Source organism: Kibdelosporangium aridum, assembly GCF_900176515.1.
Taxonomy (GTDB): Bacteria; Actinomycetota; Actinomycetes; order Mycobacteriales; family Pseudonocardiaceae; genus Kibdelosporangium; species Kibdelosporangium aridum.
The window spans coordinates 394466-410388 of record NZ_FWXV01000003.1; the positions used below are offsets into that span (position 1 = coordinate 394466).

At 66.5% G+C, this 15923-nt stretch carries 16 protein-coding genes; 5 read left to right on the top strand and 11 right to left on the bottom strand.

Annotation, left to right across the window (positions count from 1 at the left end):
- Positions 1–122: 122 nt before the first annotated feature.
- The gene (locus tag B9C43_RS20830; RefSeq protein WP_033392418.1) at positions 123–743 is read left to right on the top strand and encodes a helix-turn-helix transcriptional regulator; all 621 of its coding nucleotides are present in this window, start codon (positions 123–125) and stop codon (positions 741–743) included.
- On the opposite strand, the gene B9C43_RS20835 is transcribed toward B9C43_RS20830, so the two are convergent.
- From B9C43_RS20835 to B9C43_RS20845, 3 genes are all read right to left on the bottom strand, one after another.
- Positions 740–4306, bottom strand: coding sequence for a BTAD domain-containing putative transcriptional regulator (locus B9C43_RS20835; RefSeq protein ID WP_084428572.1), 3567 nt, complete (start codon positions 4304–4306; stop codon positions 740–742). The two genes, B9C43_RS20830 and B9C43_RS20835, sit on opposite strands and share 4 nt — an antisense overlap.
- A gap of 40 nt (positions 4307–4346) precedes the next feature.
- Positions 4347–4685 (bottom strand): YbaB/EbfC family nucleoid-associated protein, encoded by a 339-nt coding sequence (locus tag B9C43_RS20840; RefSeq protein ID WP_160096612.1) that lies wholly within the window; start codon positions 4683–4685, stop codon positions 4347–4349.
- Between the two features lie 147 nt (positions 4686–4832).
- Entirely contained in the window at positions 4833–5522 is a 690-nt protein-coding gene (locus tag B9C43_RS20845; protein WP_084428574.1) for a methyltransferase domain-containing protein, read from the bottom strand.
- Between B9C43_RS20845 and B9C43_RS20850 the strand changes: the two genes are divergently transcribed.
- Positions 5521–5949: a helix-turn-helix domain-containing protein gene (locus tag B9C43_RS20850; RefSeq protein WP_327222713.1), complete on the top strand. Its 429-nt coding sequence runs from the start codon at positions 5521–5523 to the stop codon at positions 5947–5949. The genes B9C43_RS20845 and B9C43_RS20850 overlap by 2 nt on opposite strands.
- Here B9C43_RS20850 and B9C43_RS20855 read toward each other — a convergent pair.
- Positions 5933–6493 carry a superoxide dismutase family protein gene (locus B9C43_RS20855; protein WP_084428575.1) on the bottom strand — a complete coding sequence of 187 codons (561 nt, stop codon included), beginning with the start codon at positions 6491–6493 and terminating at the stop codon, positions 5933–5935. The genes B9C43_RS20850 and B9C43_RS20855 overlap by 17 nt on opposite strands.
- A 108-nt stretch (positions 6494–6601) precedes the next feature.
- Between B9C43_RS20855 and B9C43_RS20860 the strand changes: the two genes are divergently transcribed.
- Positions 6602–9349, top strand: coding sequence for an ATP-binding protein (locus tag B9C43_RS20860; RefSeq protein ID WP_143446482.1), 2748 nt, complete (start codon positions 6602–6604; stop codon positions 9347–9349).
- Here the strand turns inward: B9C43_RS20860 and nthA are convergent.
- From nthA to B9C43_RS20875, 3 genes are read right to left on the bottom strand one after another with little or no spacing between them, the layout of a single operon-like run.
- Entirely contained in the window at positions 9346–9936 is a 591-nt protein-coding gene (gene nthA / locus B9C43_RS20865; protein ID WP_033392305.1) for a nitrile hydratase subunit alpha, read from the bottom strand. The two genes, B9C43_RS20860 and nthA, sit on opposite strands and share 4 nt — an antisense overlap.
- Positions 9933–10196, bottom strand: coding sequence for an SH3-like domain-containing protein (locus B9C43_RS20870; RefSeq protein WP_084428577.1), 264 nt, complete (start codon positions 10194–10196; stop codon positions 9933–9935). Before B9C43_RS20870 ends, nthA begins: the two co-directional genes overlap by 4 nt.
- Positions 10177–10470, bottom strand: a complete 294-nt coding sequence (locus B9C43_RS20875; protein WP_084428578.1) for an SH3-like domain-containing protein — start codon at positions 10468–10470, stop codon at positions 10177–10179. The genes B9C43_RS20870 and B9C43_RS20875 overlap by 20 nt, the downstream gene beginning before the upstream one ends.
- A 67-nt stretch (positions 10471–10537) precedes the next feature.
- Between B9C43_RS20875 and B9C43_RS20880 the strand changes: the two genes are divergently transcribed.
- Both B9C43_RS20880 and B9C43_RS20885 read left to right on the top strand, forming a co-directional pair.
- Positions 10538–10723 (top strand): hypothetical protein, encoded by a 186-nt coding sequence (locus tag B9C43_RS20880; protein WP_033392304.1) that lies wholly within the window; start codon positions 10538–10540, stop codon positions 10721–10723.
- 27 nt (positions 10724–10750) lie between these two features.
- On the top strand, positions 10751–11503 hold the full coding sequence (locus B9C43_RS20885; RefSeq protein WP_084428579.1) for a potassium channel family protein: 753 nt from the start codon (positions 10751–10753) through the stop codon (positions 11501–11503).
- Here the strand turns inward: B9C43_RS20885 and B9C43_RS20890 are convergent.
- From B9C43_RS20890 to B9C43_RS20905, 4 genes are read right to left on the bottom strand one after another with little or no spacing between them, the layout of a single operon-like run.
- Positions 11470–12627, bottom strand: coding sequence for an acyl-CoA dehydrogenase family protein (locus tag B9C43_RS20890; RefSeq protein ID WP_084428580.1), 1158 nt, complete (start codon positions 12625–12627; stop codon positions 11470–11472). The genes B9C43_RS20885 and B9C43_RS20890 overlap by 34 nt on opposite strands.
- Positions 12624–13790: a CaiB/BaiF CoA transferase family protein gene (locus B9C43_RS20895; protein WP_084428581.1), complete on the bottom strand. Its 1167-nt coding sequence runs from the start codon at positions 13788–13790 to the stop codon at positions 12624–12626. The genes B9C43_RS20890 and B9C43_RS20895 overlap by 4 nt, the downstream gene beginning before the upstream one ends.
- Before the next feature lie 36 nt (positions 13791–13826).
- A complete protein-coding gene (locus B9C43_RS20900) occupies positions 13827–15632 on the bottom strand; it encodes a RiPP maturation radical SAM C-methyltransferase (protein WP_084428582.1) in 1806 nt (601 codons plus the stop codon).
- Positions 15633–15634: 2 nt separating this feature from the next.
- The gene (locus B9C43_RS20905) at positions 15635–15907 is read right to left on the bottom strand and encodes a hypothetical protein (protein WP_084428583.1); all 273 of its coding nucleotides are present in this window, start codon (positions 15905–15907) and stop codon (positions 15635–15637) included.
- Positions 15908–15923 lie beyond the last annotated feature (16 nt).

Consider the following 15923-nt stretch of genomic DNA (forward strand, 5'->3'; position numbering starts at 1 on the left):
TTTGATCTGGTGGTCGAGCGGACGTTCAGCGACCATTTAGCCGAGGTCTCGGTTCGACAAGACTTCATTAAGGTCGCTCGCGCAGACTCTTCGCCACACCGATCCAGCGTGTGGAGGAGTCGATGGAACAGGTGCGCGTGGTTGTCCAGACATCGGACCCGATGTCCCACGTGGGGCTGAGCAGCTTTCTCGGATCTCGCCGCGAACTGACCGTGGTCGACGGCGCCGAGGACCGCCCCGACGTGGTGGTCTTCTCGACGGACCACTTGAGCAGTGACGTGATGGCCCGGTTGCGGCAGACCGCGACCGATATCGGCAAGCCGACCGTCCTGATGACCGGGGATCTCGGTGAGGCCCCACTGCTGACCGTGGTCGAGTGCCATGTCGTGGCGATCCTGCCGAAGAAGACCGCGACCGGGACCCAGCTCGTCGACAGCGTGCTCGCCGCCGCCGATGGCAACGGCGTCATGCCGCGTGACGTGCTCGGCAAGCTGCTGCGCCGGGTCGAGGTGCTGCAGCGGGAGGTGCTCGCGCCGAACGGGCTGAACGCGTCCGGGTTGCAGCCGCGTGAGGTCGATGTGCTCCGGTTGATCGCCGACGGGTGGGACACCGAGGAGATCGCGCAGGAGCTGCGGTACTCCGAACGGACCGTCAAGAACGTCATCTACAACATGACCGCCCGTCTGCACCTGCGTAACCGGGCGCATGCCGTGGCGTACGCGCTGCGTGCGGGGGTGATCTAGGAGGCCTGCCGGATCTCCGACCGCGAGCCAACGCCGAGCTTGGCCATGATCTGCCCGACGTGGGCCTGCACGATCCGCCGGGGCAGCGACATCCGGGTGGCGATCTCCGGGTTGGACAGGCCATTGGCGACCATGGCGGCGATCTGTTGCTCCGCCGCGGAAAGCGTCTCCCAGTCGCTGCCGCCGACACCGGGGACGGCATGCATGGGCTCGCGGATGCCGAACTGGCTCATCCGGGACTTCGCCCTGGCGCGGTCCCAGTTCGCGCCGAGTTCCAGGTAGATCCGGAGGGCTTCGCCGTACGCGTCTGTCGCGGCTGTGCGGGCGTCGCGCGCGGCCAGCAGCACGGCTGCGTCTTCCAAGGCGACCGCGTGTTCGACTGGGCGCCCGACCGAGCGGTAGTGGTCGACGGCCACCAGCGCGGGTTCGGGATCGCCGGTGGCCAGGGCTCTGCAGCGGTGCAAGGCCGCGTACGCGCGAGCAGGCACGCGCTCGTGGTCGGCCTCCATCTCAGCCACCGCCATGGCGTCGTTCACCAGGGCTGAGTCATGCGCTTGGGACAGCCGGATGATCTCCGGCAGCCATTGATGGCGCAGCATCATCTCGGCGTAGGCCGGGTTGAGCACCGGCGCGAACTCAGCCAGGGCACCGGGGATGTCCCCGCGTTGAGTCGCGGCCAGCGCGCGGGCGGCCAGCAGGAAATCCTGGCTTTCCCGCTCCGAGTCGGTGATCACGAGGTAGCGCTCGGCCGCGTCCAGGTTCGCCGCGAGCGCGGCACGGTCGTCCCGGCGCCCGGCGATCAACGCCGACACACCGTGCAGCAACAGGCCAGCCGGACCGGCGTCCATCAGGCCCGCGTACGTGATCGCCGGGCCGTCCTCGGTGATCGCGTCCAGCTCGTAGAGCGCTTCGTCCCAGCGGCCGGTCCAGTAGTAGTGCACGGCACCGGCGACTTGCGGACCGACCGGCAGCCGGTGCTCGACGACGAGTTCGTTGGCGGCACGCAGGTTTTCGTCCGCGTCGGCCATCCGGTCCAGGTTCTGCAACGTGAAGAGCCGGTTGTCCAGCAGGTTGAAGTGCATGCCCGCCAGATCCGCCCGGCCGCGAACCACGTCGATGGCCGCGTCGATGTGGTCGAGCGCCGCCTCGTGGTCCCTTCGGACCGAATCGACGATCCACTGGGTCTGCAGCGCGTGCGCCATCAGGCCGACTTCGCCGCCCGCGGCGGCTTCCTCGTATGCCGTCTTCGCCATGGTTTCGGCGGCGTCGACGTCCGTGACGTCGCGCACGAGGTGAGCGAGCAGGAACTTGCGTCGTTGCCGCCACTCCTGTGGCACCGACTCGTCCACTTCGGACTCGGTGAGCGTCCTGATCGAGTCCTCCCTGCGGCCGCTGCGGTAGATGATCGCGGCGAGCAGCTGCCGGAGTTCCTCGGTGCGGACGGGGTCGGTTGACGCAGCAAGTGCCTGCTCGATTTGCTCGGCGGTGACCCTGGTCAGCCGGAAGAGCACCTTGACCTGGGTGGCCAGCAGGACTTCGCGCGCCGGATCGGCCGGGTCCAGCGTTTCGAGCACACCGGCCAGCAGGTCGGCGGCGACCAACGGGCCGTGGTTGGCGACCTCGGTGACGTGGTCAGCCAGCCAGCCGGACACCCAGGGTTCCAGGCTGGACGCGGCCACGAGTTGTTCGGCGACCCGGATCGCGGGCGCGTCCGTACCGGCCAAGGCCTTCGCGGCCTCACGGTGCAGCACGACCCGGACGGCTGGGGAGATCCCGCCGAGGATTGCCTCCCGCATCAACGGATGCCGGAACACCAATCGCGGTCCTTCGCCGAAGACCACGTTGGCGTCGACCGCGTCGACCAATGCCGTACGCAGGTCTACGGCCGCGCGCCCGGTCAACGCGACCACGTTGTCCATTGTGGCCTCTGGACCGAGTACCGCCATCCACCGGAGGACTTCGTGCGTCTGCTGCGGCAATGCACCACAGGTGCGTTCCACGGCGTCGGCGAGCGACCGAGGCGCAGCTTCGACGTGCACCTGATCGATGTGCGCGACCCCGTCGACCAGGTCGACGGCCGAGTCACGCACCAAACCACGGACCATTTCCCGCAGGTACAGCGGATTTCCCCCGGCTCGGTCGGTGACCCGGCGCAGCAGCCTGCCCGGCCTGCCGCCGACCAGCCGGCCGGTCAACGACTCCACGTCGTTGGGCCGCAGTGGTTCCAGGGAGATCAGCATGGCGCGCGAACGCAACTGGTCGAGCTCGGGACGACCGTGGCCGGTGCGTGAGCACGTCACGAGCAGCAGCGGCAACTGTTTCACCGCCGCGGACAACCGGCGCCAGACGTGCACGCTCGCTTCATCGGCCCATTGCAGGTCGTCGATCACCAGGACAACCGGCCCGTGCGCGCACATCCGGTCGACCAGCGCGAGCATCCGGTCGACCGCGTCGGAGATCGGGTCTTCGTCGTCCTTGCCCGTGTGCATCCGCAGCTGCCTGGCCAGCTCGGCACGGTCGGCGTCCGGGGATTTCACCGTGATGCCAAGGCACTCCATGATCAGCCGGAGCGGGAACCGGATGTCCGGTTCGTCGGCGATCGCCCAGCCGAGCTGACAGCCCTGCTCCCCCACGCCGGCCAGCGCCTCGATCAGCAGTTCCGACTTGCCGATCCCCGGGTCGCCCTCGATCCAGACCATGCCGCCGCGGCCGGCCACCACGTCCGTCACCCGGTCGCGGATCTTGGCCACTTCGGCGGCACGACCGACGAACAGCCGCGCGTCGCTCCGCGCGCTGGCCGCGACGTGCGCGGGCATCACCTCAAGCGGTACGACCGCGCGGTCCTCACCCGCCAGGATCTGCGCGTGCACCTGACGCAACGCCTGTCCTGGCTCAGCGCCGAGCTCTCGCAACAGTGTTTCGCGGGTCTCCTGGAAGACGTCCAACGCTTCGGCGTGCCGCCCACTTCGGGCGAGCGCCAGCATCAGCAGCTCCCGCAGGGATTCCCGCAACGGGTGCTCCCGCACCAGACTGCCGAGGTCGGCGGCGAGTTCCACGTGCTGACCGAGTTCGAGGCGCGCCCGGGCGGAGGCCTCGACGGCACGGAGGTAGGACTCCGCGAGCCGCGTGCGTTCGTGGGTGGCGAAGGGCCCTGGGATCCCGGCAAGCGCCTCGCCGTGCCACATTCCCAGCGCTTCACCCAGCGACGCCGCCGCCGCACCAGCCGACTGCTTGCCCGCCTGCGCGATCAGCCCGTCGTAGACCTTGACGTCGATCCGATCCTGCGGCAGTCGAAGTGTGTAGCCGTTGTCGGCGGACGCGAGCACGTCCTTGCCCAGTAGCTTGCGCAAGTTCGAGATGTACAGGTAGACCGCGCTGGCCGCACTGGACGGCGCGGCCTGTCCCCAGACCGCTTCGATCAGCTCAGCCCGTGACACCACCTGGCCCGCCCGAACGGCCAAGACGGCCAGCACCGCGCGCTGCCGTGGCGGTCCCAGCTTGAGCTCGACCTCGTCTTCGACCACGCTGACCGGGCCCAACACCTGGACACGTAACCGCGACACAGCGACAGGCTACAAGGTGTGAGAGCGCGTACACCAACCGTCAGCTGATCAGCTTCCGGAATATGCCACTTTCGTCAGGTTCATCTGTTTCGACTGGCAACGGGCCGGTCAGGTCGAAATGCGGCGGGACGACGGGCGCCAGCAGGGTGGCCACCCGCTCCCGGGCTTGCGCCTGGGCTTGCCGCAACGTGCGCATGACCGTCGTGGCGAGGTCAGCGGGCGTGAGCCCGAGGTAGGCGCTGGAAGGGAACTGCAAATCGGTGATCTGCCCGTGCTGCCCGACAGTCACAGTCACGATTTTGCGCGGCGCGGTCACCGACACCGAGATCTCGGCTACGCGTCTGTGCAGTGCGGCCAGGTCGTCGAGAGATGGAGACACGCCGGCTCTCCTCACATCTGACGAAATTCCTCGTCCTGGCAGTAAACGAGCCCACTGCCTCGATGAACAAGAAACCTGCCCGAGCGCACCGCCGATGCGTTCCCCTTCGCACTCACCCACCCCGGGTGTCCGAAGTGTCCAGTCCGGTCAGCGAGTACCGCTGGCCAGAAATATAGGTACCGCAACAAAGAATCTGTCCGTGCGGGCGCGTTCGGTCTGCTCGGCGAGCCATTCCCGATCCTCGGTCAACCTGGCGACCGCTGGCAGCATGCGCCCGTCGGTCCAGACCGTCGTGTGCACCTCGACTGTGACGTCGACAAAGCCGTTGTCCAGCAATAGGTTCCGATAACTGCGGGCGACGTACGGACTGGGCAGCGCGTCCGCGCGCTCGCGGAGTACCTGACGGGTCCGGTCCGGGTCCGACGAGTCGATCACCAAGTGTTCCCAGTCCTGGCCGACCAGGACGATCCGGCCGCCCGGGTCGAGCACCCGATGCGCTTGCGCCAAGGCCTTCGAGGGATCTGCCAAGGCGTGCAACACCTTGTCGGCCCGGTAGCCCATGACGTGGTCGACAGGCAGTGAGTACGCGTCGCCCAACCGGAAGTCGTGTGACCATCGGGCCTTTGCCGCCGAGAGCATCTCTGGATCGACGTCGACACCGACCGGTTTCGCGCCTCGCGCCGCAAGCTCCGCGACGGCACGACCAGTTCCGCACCCGACATCCACCACAGGCGCGCCCGGCGGCAACGCAAGCAGTTCGTAGGTGCGGGCACGCAGTTCAGCCGCACCCGGCAACGCGTCGAAGGCGTCCAGCGCTTCGATGAGGGAAGTGGACATGTCCGACATGCTGGGACTTAATGTCGACATGAAGTCAAGCGAGACGTTCGGCGTCGGGCAGGTCGCCGAGCAGTTCGGGTTAGCCACCCACGTCCTGCGGCACTGGGAGTCGATGGGCCTGCTCACCCCGGAACGGGACGGCGACCGGCGGCGCTACCGGGACGCCGACCTCGACCGGATCGCGGTGATCCTGAAGGCCAAGGAAGCGGGGTTCAGCCTCGACGACATCAGGGAGATGTTCGTGGTCGGGAATCCCGGCACGCGCAGGGAGATCATGCGACGCCACCAGGCCGACCTGATCGGCCGGATCGTGGCGTTGCAGGCGTCGCTCAAGCTCGTCGAAGGGGCATTGAACTGCGAGCACGAGGACATCACCCAATGCCCCAACTTCCTCAAGGCAGTGGGACTGGTCAGAAATCAGCGGTGAGGCAAGCCAAGCGGGCGCCCGCGGTGCCGGCGTGGCCGGGATCGGTGTGCGTGCGGGTCTCGTGGATGACGATGGACGAGGCTTCCCGCTCCCCGAAGCCCCACTTCACCCGGGCGACCGCGAAGCCGTTGCCAAGGCGGTCGGTGGTGAAGTCCAGCCAGATCTCGTTGCGCGGGTTGGCGTACACCGGGTTGACTGACGGCTGGACCGGGTCCTTCTTGTCCTGGAAGTGCGGTCCCGAGTCCGCCGGCGCCGGCCCACAAGGCTTGACGTGCACGTGCGCGCCGTACTGGCGCTTGGGCAGCAGGCCCTGAATCGTCAGCAACACGGTCGTGCCCTGCGGCGTGGAGACACTCAGCACGGACAACGTCGCTCCCGCCGGGGCGAGCTTCGGGTTGTAGGTGACGCCACCCGCGTTGGGTTTGTAGGCCTGGAGCTTCGAGGACGCCGTAGTCACCCGCATGGACGGGATCTCAGTCGCCGAGCCGGTGCCACCGATCAGCACCACCGCCGGGACGATCGCGGCCAATGCCAGGTAACGCATAGTCACTCCTCCATTCGGACGCCATTGTGGATAGTGCACCACGCACTGGCCCGCCGCCGAACGGCTGCCCCTGTTCTCTACCATCCGGGTGAGGGGAGGCGCGGAGAAGTGGCACAGGGGATGGAGCCACGGCTGACCGGGCGGGACCGGGAAACAGCCACATTGGCGGGGATTCTGGCCGACGCCGAGCGCGGCACCGGCCGTCTTGTGCTGATCTGCGGTGAGCCGGGTATCGGCAAGACACGGCTCGCCGAGCATGCGGCCCGAGCCGCACGGGATCTTGGCTTCGCTGTGCTCAACGGCCAGGCCGATCCGTTGCAGACCGGTTTGGCGTACGCACCCGTCGTGTCGGCGCTGCGCACACACCTCGATTCCCTGCCCGCGCGGACAAGCACCGAAATGCTGCGCGGCCTGCCTGATCTCGGCAGGCTGATCACCGACCCACGCCTGCCGCACCCCGCACCCGGCGGCGATCCGGCACTCAACCGGACCCGCATGTTCGAGGCCGCGCTGAGGTTCGTGCAGCTCAACGCTCCCCTTTTGCTCATCGTCGACGACTTGCACTGGGCCGACGACGGCACCATCGAACTCGTCCACTACCTCGGCCGGGGCGCCGGCCACGGCCAGTTCGTCGTCCTTGGCACCTGCCGGACACCGCAGTCCGGCCAACGGCTGACCGATCTCGCCACGCTCGTCCGTCGCAATGGGACTGAGCTGGTTCTCCAGCCGCTCAACGTCTCCGATCTCGCCAGCCTCCTGCAGGACCTGCTCGGCCAGCCACCGCACCACGATCTCCTTGCGGAAATGTCGGCGCGCACCAAAGGCGTGCCGCTGTTCGTCAGGGCCCTCGCACAGATGCTTCCCGGGCACGGGCCACTTCCCGCCATCGTGCGAGACCTCGTCCTCGGCAGGCTGCACGCACTCGACGAACCCGAACGCGCCATCCTCGACGTCATCGCCGTGGCCGGAACCTCGGCAACGGCGGAAGTTCTCGGCTTGCCGCCGGGCGATCCGGCGTTGCACAACCTGCTGCGGCAAGGCCACATCGAGGAACACGTCACCGGACGCCAACTCACCTACCGCGTCGCCCATCCGCTCTACGCCGAAGTCGCCTACGCCGAACTGACCGAAAGCGAACGCCGCAAGCTCCACGCCAAGCTGGCGGCCGCGATCGACACAGGCACGCCCGAGACCATCCTCGCGGCCGCGCCGCACTATCGAGGCGCGGGCGAACTCGTGGACACGCAACGAGCCATCGACATTTTCGCCGCCGCCGGAAAGCGGGCCCTGTACGCGTTGGCGGCCGATGAAGCGGTGGAGTACCTCGGCCGGGCACTGGCTCTGGCCAGGGACGCACGGCCGCAGCTCGTGCCGGAGCTGTTGGATTCGCTTGGCCTGGCGTATCAAGGTGCCGTTCGGCTGGACGACGCGGCGGCGGTCTGGCGGGAACGGCTGCAGATCGCACGAGCGGCTTCGGAGGAGACACGGCAGATCCAGTTGCTGGTGCAGTTGGCGATGCTGGAGTCCGAGCGGGGCGACGGGGACGCCGCGCAGCGCCATGTCGACGCGATCTCGCAGCTGCGAGGCGACCGGGACATCGAATACGCCGCGATGCGTATCGCGATTGTCGCCAGGCACATGCCCTTGGAAACCACCCGAGCCACCTACCAGCAGTTGAGCGACTTGTTCGGTGATCGGCCGGACGGGCCGTCACAGGCGATCTTCCACGCCACACAGGCCTATTCGGCCGTGCTCGATCACGAATTCGCCGCCGCGCACCGGCACTTCGTCCAGGCCGAACGGGTCGGTGGCGCCAGTGCAGCGCAGATCCCCGCACTCGCGTTCACGCCACGCCGGATCCACACCGGGGTGAGCCTGCTGCTTGGTGACATCGCCGGCGCTGTCCGGCTGGCAGACCTCGCACGCGCGGCGAACGCGGTGTTCGTCATGCCGTCCGCGGTGTACTCGATGCGGCTGCTCCAGCGGACCGCACAGTACTTCCAGGGTGATCTGCCCGCGACCATCACCGCGCTTGAGGAGGACATCGACGGCAGCACTCAGACCGGCCTGTACCGGCTGACCGCGCGGATGTACGCGTTCCGGGCCTGTCTGCTGGCCGAACTGGGCAGGCTGGACGAGGCGCGACAGAGCATGCGGCTGGCCAGGGCGCGGCCTGCCGTGCGGGACAACGCACTGGATTTCACCTGGGCCACGGCCGAGGCCACCATCGCGTGCTACTCGGGTCAGCCCGAGCGTGCGCCCGCTTTCACCGCGGACGCGTTCCGGTTCACCGACCCGATCATCTGCTATCTCCGGCTGCTCAGCGCGAGCCAGGCCGCGATCGCCGCCAAGGATGCCGCGTCGGCCACTGCCGTTCAGCAGGTGCTGCGTTCGACGAAGGATGACGCGCCGATGATCGACGTGTTGTCGGACCGCCACGACGGTTTGCTGCAGGGAGACGCCGAACTTCTCCGTGGCGCGGCACGCCGATTCGAGTCGATGGGCGCACCACTGCTTGCCGCACAGACCTTGTTGGAAGCCGCGGAGCTGGAGCCCGACCGCGACACCGTTCTCCGCTGTCTGAAGAAGCTGCAACACGTCAAACCATGGTTCGACCGTGCCCGCAGGCTGGCCAGGGCTCAGCGGATCGAACGCGGCGACGGCGTCCTCACCAGGCGGGAAGCCGAAATCGTCCGGCTTGTCGGCGCTGGACTGTCCAATGCGGACATCGCGGCCCGGCTCTTTCTCAGCGCCCGCACGGTCGAGACCCACCTGCGTAACAGCTACCGCAAGCTGGACATCACCTCACGGCTGCGGCTCGCCCAATGGGCTCTGCAACACGACGACGAGCTCTAAACGGGCGCTGTCCCGATCAGACCGTTGCGGGTGACCAATTCGGCCAGCTGTTGTTCGGTGAGGTTCTCGGTGCCCGCCGGCCGGGCGGGAATGACGATGTACCGGGTTTCCGCGTTGGCGTCCCACACCTTGATCTCGACCTCGGGCCGCAGTTCGAAGCCGAATTCCCGCAACACCTCGCGGGGATTTCGGACCACCCTCGACCGGTAGCTCTCGCTCTTGTACCAAGTGGGTGACGGGCCCAGTAAGGCGAGCGGGTAGCAAGAGCACAGCGTGCACACGACCACGTTGTGCTCACGCTCGGTATTGGCCACCGCCTGCAGGTCCTGCACGTGCAATCCGCCGCTCATCGAGAAGTCGAGTTCGGCGATCGCGGCGGGGGCGTCGGCGAGCAGCCGGTCCCGGAATTCCGGATCCACCCACGCCCTGGCCACGATCCGGGCGCCATTGGCTGGTGACGCACGGTTGAGAAAGGCCGCCAGCGTCTCGTCGAGAGCACCCGGAATCACCAGGCCGCGCTCTTCGAGCAGGCTTTCCATCCGCCGGACCCGTGCCGCGATCGGCGCGTCGGAATGATCACCACTCACAGCCGCTCCATGTACCTCTGCCACAGGCTCACCGTCACGGTGTGATCGCCTGTTCCGAACAATTCACCGGCGGTGAACCGGACTGCGTAAACCGTCTCCGCCGGCGCGGAAAACCCCCGTACGACGTCGTCGGGAACCGGATGAGCGCCCTGATTTCCCACGATCGTGCCGACCGCGCCCCGGATGTAGGACGGCAGGCGGGTGTGGTGCGGCGGATCGACGCTCTTGGCCCGGACCCGGTCACCGGTCGTGAACGTCATCCAGCTCCTCCTCGGTGAACACACCCTTCTCGATCAGGAGTGTGCGAATCGCCAAAAACCACCGCTCGTAGTAGGACGCCGCCAGGTACTGGCTGGGTGACAGGCGTTCGATCGCATCGCGGAACTCGTCGAGCTGATAGATCCCGTGCCGGATCAGCGCACCGTTGAGGGCGAAGACGTGTGCCTCCCAGTCCGCATGAAAGGGCGGCTCGTCCTGGTCGGCTTCGATCATGCCGAACCCCTGCACACCGCCCACATCGTTGATCCGGCTCATGATCCGATGTTAACTCTGGGAACAAGACCTCACGCCTAATTCGCAGTCACTGGGTTACCCTCAGTTCATGCAGACCAGGTCACGGCTGAAAGAGGCGTTGACGCTCACCGCCGTGCTCTGCTTCATCTACACGGTCGCGATCTTCTTCACCGCGCTCGGCGGCAAAGTCGACTACGTGTACGCCTGGATCACCGGGCCGGTCGCGATGGTCATCGGGCTTGCCCTGATTTTCCGCTGCCGGCCAGGCGGCTGAGGCCCCGATCGCGGTTACAGTGTCGCGGTGACCGAGCAGCGACTGTCCAATTGGGAACGGCGAACCGAGTGGCCGCTGAGCGCACTCGCCGTGGCGTTCCTTGTCGCATATGCCTGGCAGGTACTGCATGTCAGTGCGCCGGCAGGCGTGCATCTCGGACTGGAGATCACGCTCTGGGTGATCTGGTTGGTATTCGCTGCCGACTACGTGACCCGGTTGATCCTCGCCGAGCGGAAACTGCGGTTCATCTGGCGTCACCTGTTCGATTTGGTCGCGGTGGCGCTGCCGATGGTCCGGCAATTGCGGGTACTGCGGATTGTCACGGTTTTGCGGGTGCTCAACCGCAGGGCGTCGACGGCTTTTCGTGGCCGGGTGGCGATTTATGTCGCCATGGTGACCGTACTGGTCAGTTTCGCCGCGGCGCTCGCCGTGCTGGACGCCGAACGGGCCAATCCGGACGCCGGGATCGACTCGTTCCCGAAAGCCTTGTGGTGGACGCTGACCACGATCTCGACGGTCGGGTACGGCGATGTCTATCCGACCACGTGGGAAGGCAGGCTGGTCGCGGCCGCCCTGATGATCGGCGGAATCGCGTTGCTCGGTGTGATCACCGGAATGATCGCGTCCTGGCTGCTGGAACGAATTCAGCAAAGCGAGGCGACAGTGCAGCAGGAAACCGACGAACTGCACGTCGAACTGGTCACGCTGCGCGAGGAGGTCCGCCGGTTGCGCGAGGAGCTGGCCAATCAGGGCTCCAGTCCACCGCGGGCGATGAGCTGACGCACGATCACGTTGCGTTGGATCTCGTTGGTGCCCTCGCCCACGATCATCAGTGGCGCGTCCCGGAAATACCGCTCCACGTCGAATTCGGTGGAGTACCCGTACCCGCCGTGAATGCGGACCGCGGTCAACGCGATCTGCATCGCGGTCTCCGACGCGAACAGCTTCGCCATTCCGGCTTCCATGTCCACCCGGCGGCCCGCGTCGGCCTCCCGTGCCGCGTGCAGGGTCAGTTGACGCGCCGCGGACAACGACGTGGCCATGTCGGCCAGGTAGTTGCCGATGGACTGGTGCTGCCAGATCGGTTTGCCGAACGACTCCCGGCTTTGCGCGTACGCCAGTGAATCCTCCAGCGCGGCCCGGCCGACCCCGAGCGCCCGCGCGGCCACCTGCAGCCTGCCGGTCTCCAGCCCGGACATCATCTGGGCGAACCCATGGCCTTCCACACCACCGAGAACGGCGGCCAACGGCGCCCGGTAGTCCTCAAAGGACAGTTCACAGCTCTCGACGCCCTTGTAGCCGAGCTTCGGCAGATCGCGGGACACGGTCAGGCCAGGACCGTGTTCGGCCAGCAGGATCGAGATGCCTTGGTGTGCCGGTCGCGCGTCGGGATCTGTCTTGCACAGCAAGGCGATGAGCCTTGAGCGGCGGGAGTTCGTGATCCACGTCTTCGATCCGTTGACGACGTAGCCGTCAGCGGATTTGCGGGCCACCGTGCGCATGGCTTGCAGATCTGACCCGCCGCCGGGTTCGGTCAGCGCCATCGTCGCACGGACCTCGCCCGTGGCCATCCGCGGCAAATAGTGCTGTTTCTGCTCAGGTGTCCCGAATTTGAGCAGGAGCTTGCAGACGACCGTGTGCCCGCCCATCGCGCCTGCCAGGCTCATCCAGCCACGCGCCAGCTCCTCGGTGATCAGCACGTAGCACGGCGTCGAGACCGGAGTGCCGCCGTACTCCTCGGGGACGGCCAGGCCGAAGATGCCCAGTTCCTTCATCCGCTCGATCAACGCCTCGGGGTAGGTGTCGGCGTGTTCGAGCTCGCGGACGACCGGTTTGACGTCTTTGTCGACGAACTGTCTGACAGTCCGGACAATGAACTGTTCGTCGTCGGACAGCGTGGTCATACGATCTCCTCGGCCCGCAACTGCTGGATGTCGCTCGCGCTGTAGCCCAGCGTGCCAAGGATCTGGTCGGTGTGCTCGCCGACATCCGGCACCGGATCCATTCGTGCGGCGATCCCGTCGAGCTTCGCGGGCGGCGGCAACGCCGTCATCGACCCGCCGGGGATGCCGACATCCTGCCAGCGCCCGGCGAGCACCGGGTGGTCAAGGAACTCCTGTACCGAATTGACCCCGGCGTTCGCGATGCCCGCTTTGTCCAGCAGGGCCATGACCTCGGTGCTGTCGATCTCATTGAATCGTTGCGCGACAATGGCGTTGACTTCGTCGCGGTGCTCGACCCGCGCCGACCCGGTGGCGTACCGCGGGTCGTCGACAAGCTCGGGCCGGTCAAGGAACTGCTCGCACAACGAGATCCATTCGCGCTCGTTCTGGATGGAGAACAACACGTCCTTGCCGTCGGCCGCAGTGTAGGCGCCGTACGGGGAAATAGTGGCGTGTTGCGTACCGACTCGAGGTGGTTGTGTTCCGCTGTAACGGGTGTAGTACGCGGGCTGCCCCATCCACTCGGCCAGAGCGTCGAACAGCGTCACGTCCACCGAACGGGCTTTTCCTGTCATGGCACGGGTGTAGAGCGCGGTGAGGATTCCCGAGTACGCGTACATCCCGGCCGCGATGTCCGCAACGGACACTCCGACGCGTGCGGCTCCCTCAGGCGTTCCCGTCAATGACACGAGCCCGGTTTGGCACTGCACAAGAAGGTCGTACGCTTTGCGATCCGCCCATGGTTCGCCGTACCCGGAAATCGTGCACGTGATGAGCTTCTCGTACGTCAGGCTGTCCTTGTCCAAGCCGAGCCTCGCCGCGGCCCCAGGGGCGAGGTTCTGTACGAAGACGTCCGCGCCTGCCAGCAGCCGGTGCAGGATTTCCCTGCCGCGCCCGGATTTCAGGTCGAGCGTGAGCGATTCCTTCGACCGGTTCAGCCATACGAAGTAGCTGGATTGGCCGTGCACTGTGGTGTCGTAGCGGCGGGCGAAATCGCCGCCGCCCGGACGTTCCACTTTGATCACCCGGGCACCGAGATCGGCCAGTTGCCGGGTGGCGAACGGCGCGGCCACAGCCTGCTCAAGGCTGACGACGGTGACACCGGCGAGCGGAAGATCAGTCACTCCGCTACTTTAACTGCCCCCCAGTCATCGATACAGTCATCGATACCGCGTTGCAGGCAGGGCGAGTGAAACGGCCAGCGACTCGTCGAGGAACATCAGGCCGCGCTCCTCGAACTGGGCGAACGCGTCCTCGATCGCCCGCACCGGCACGTCGAGACCGAGCTTGTTCCTGACTGCCGACGCGGTCGTCGGCCGGTCACTGCACGCCAGGTAGATGCGCGCGAGTGTGTCGCGGAATGTGTACGTTCCCTCGCGGCCTTCGTGCCTGCCGTCGTAGATCCGCAGGTATCCCGGCGACGACCAGTAGGTCAGCATCGGCCGCTGTTTCGCTTCCCAGCGATCGCTCCACATGGCCACTTCACTGGCCAGGTCGGCATAGGTCTCGGCGGGCAGCGCGTCATCCATTTCGTATTCGAAGAAGTACGCGACCTTATCGAGGTCGACTGTCTTCGGGTACACGTACTGGTAGCTGCGTTCCGGTGCCCGGTGCCGCATCGTGAACCGGGTGTACATCGGGCTGAACCGCTCCAACCAGACACGTGCGGCACCGACGGGCGGCTGCAGGTGAACGAGGTTCGGGACAACGGCCGCTTGCTTGGCGTAGTCATCGGCGGTCTCGCCGGGAAATCCCCACAGGATGTTCCAGCCGACATCGATCCCGTAATACCGCGCCCAGCGCAGGAGGTTGACGTTCTGCGCGGCCCTGACGCCCTTGTCCATCAAGCGGAGAACGTGGGAGCTCAACGATTCCAGGCCTGGCTGCAAGTGCGTGACACCACCCGCGGCGAGGAGCTTGAGCTGGGCGCGGGTCAGGTTCGCTTTGACCTCGTAGAAGAACTCGTAGTCCGAACCGCTGTCGACGACCGCCGGGAAGACTTCCTTGAGATAGCGCGGGTCCATGATGTTGTCGACGGCTTCGAACCGGAACACGCCGTATCGCCGTGCCTGCGTGGCCAGTTCGGCCAGCACCCGCTCCGGCGACTTGGCGCGGAACTTCATCGTCGTGCCGTTGAGACCGCAGAACGTGCAATGGTGTTTGGCTCCCCACCAGCAGCCACGGGCCGACTCGAACGGAAGCCATACGACCTCGGGCAGCAGACCGGCTTTTTCGGCTCGCTGGAAGTACTCGTCGTACACCGGCACGGGTGTCTCGTCGAGTACTTCAAGGGGCGGCTCCGCGGGAGTCGCGCCGTGTCGACTTGCGACACCTGGCACTGCCAATGGATCAGTACCGTCGGCCAATGCCTTGAGCAGCCGGGGAAACGCGGTGTCGCCTTCGCCGATCACGGCGTAGTCGACGCAGTCGACCGACCGCACGAGCTCCAGGCCCATCTCACCGTCGAAATTGGCCCCGCCGAAGACGGTGACAATGCCCGGAAAGCGCTCCTTCAACCGTCGTGCCAAGGCGAACGACGCGGTGTTCTGCTGGAACGTACAGCTGAACCCGACGACTTGGACTTCGTGCCAGGGAAATCCCCCGACCAGGTCGTCGAGGAACGCAGGCACATCATCATCGCGAGTCCGCGTCAGCCGGTCGCGGACGCGCCCATCATCCGCCAAATAGGACAGTTCGGCCGCGAATTCGTCGGCGAGCAGGGCATCTTGATCAGGCGCGTCCGCGCCGAACGCCTCGACCGAGAACAACCAGTCGCCGATCATCCGGCCACGCATGTCCGCGAGCGCCTGGTAGTACTCGGTCCCGACGCGTGCGGCGAAATCCAGGTTGGCGTGCACCGTACGCACCGGGAAGCCGTTCGCCTCGCCGATCGCCCGCAGCAGTCCCAGTTGGATGGACGGGCGATCGACGTGCATGAACGGCATCGAGACGAGAGCCGTGTGCATGACTACGGCTTGACGTATCTCGTGCAGTACTTGCCGCAGACGAGAGGATCGTCGTACCCGCCGCTCTCATAGCTGATGGTCAGCTGCGTCTTCCCGCCGCGGAAGGCCTCACCGAACTCGGTGGCGTAGGACTGGAAGCTGTTCATGATCGTCTCGGCCGCGCCGGTGAGCATCTTGTCGAACAGCAACCGGTCCTTGTCCGGCAGTTCTCGAGCGAACTTGTCGATCTCCGGCAGCAGGGCGGCGAAATCCTGTGCGCTGGTGGCGTCGTCCATCTCTCCCCTTCGTGGT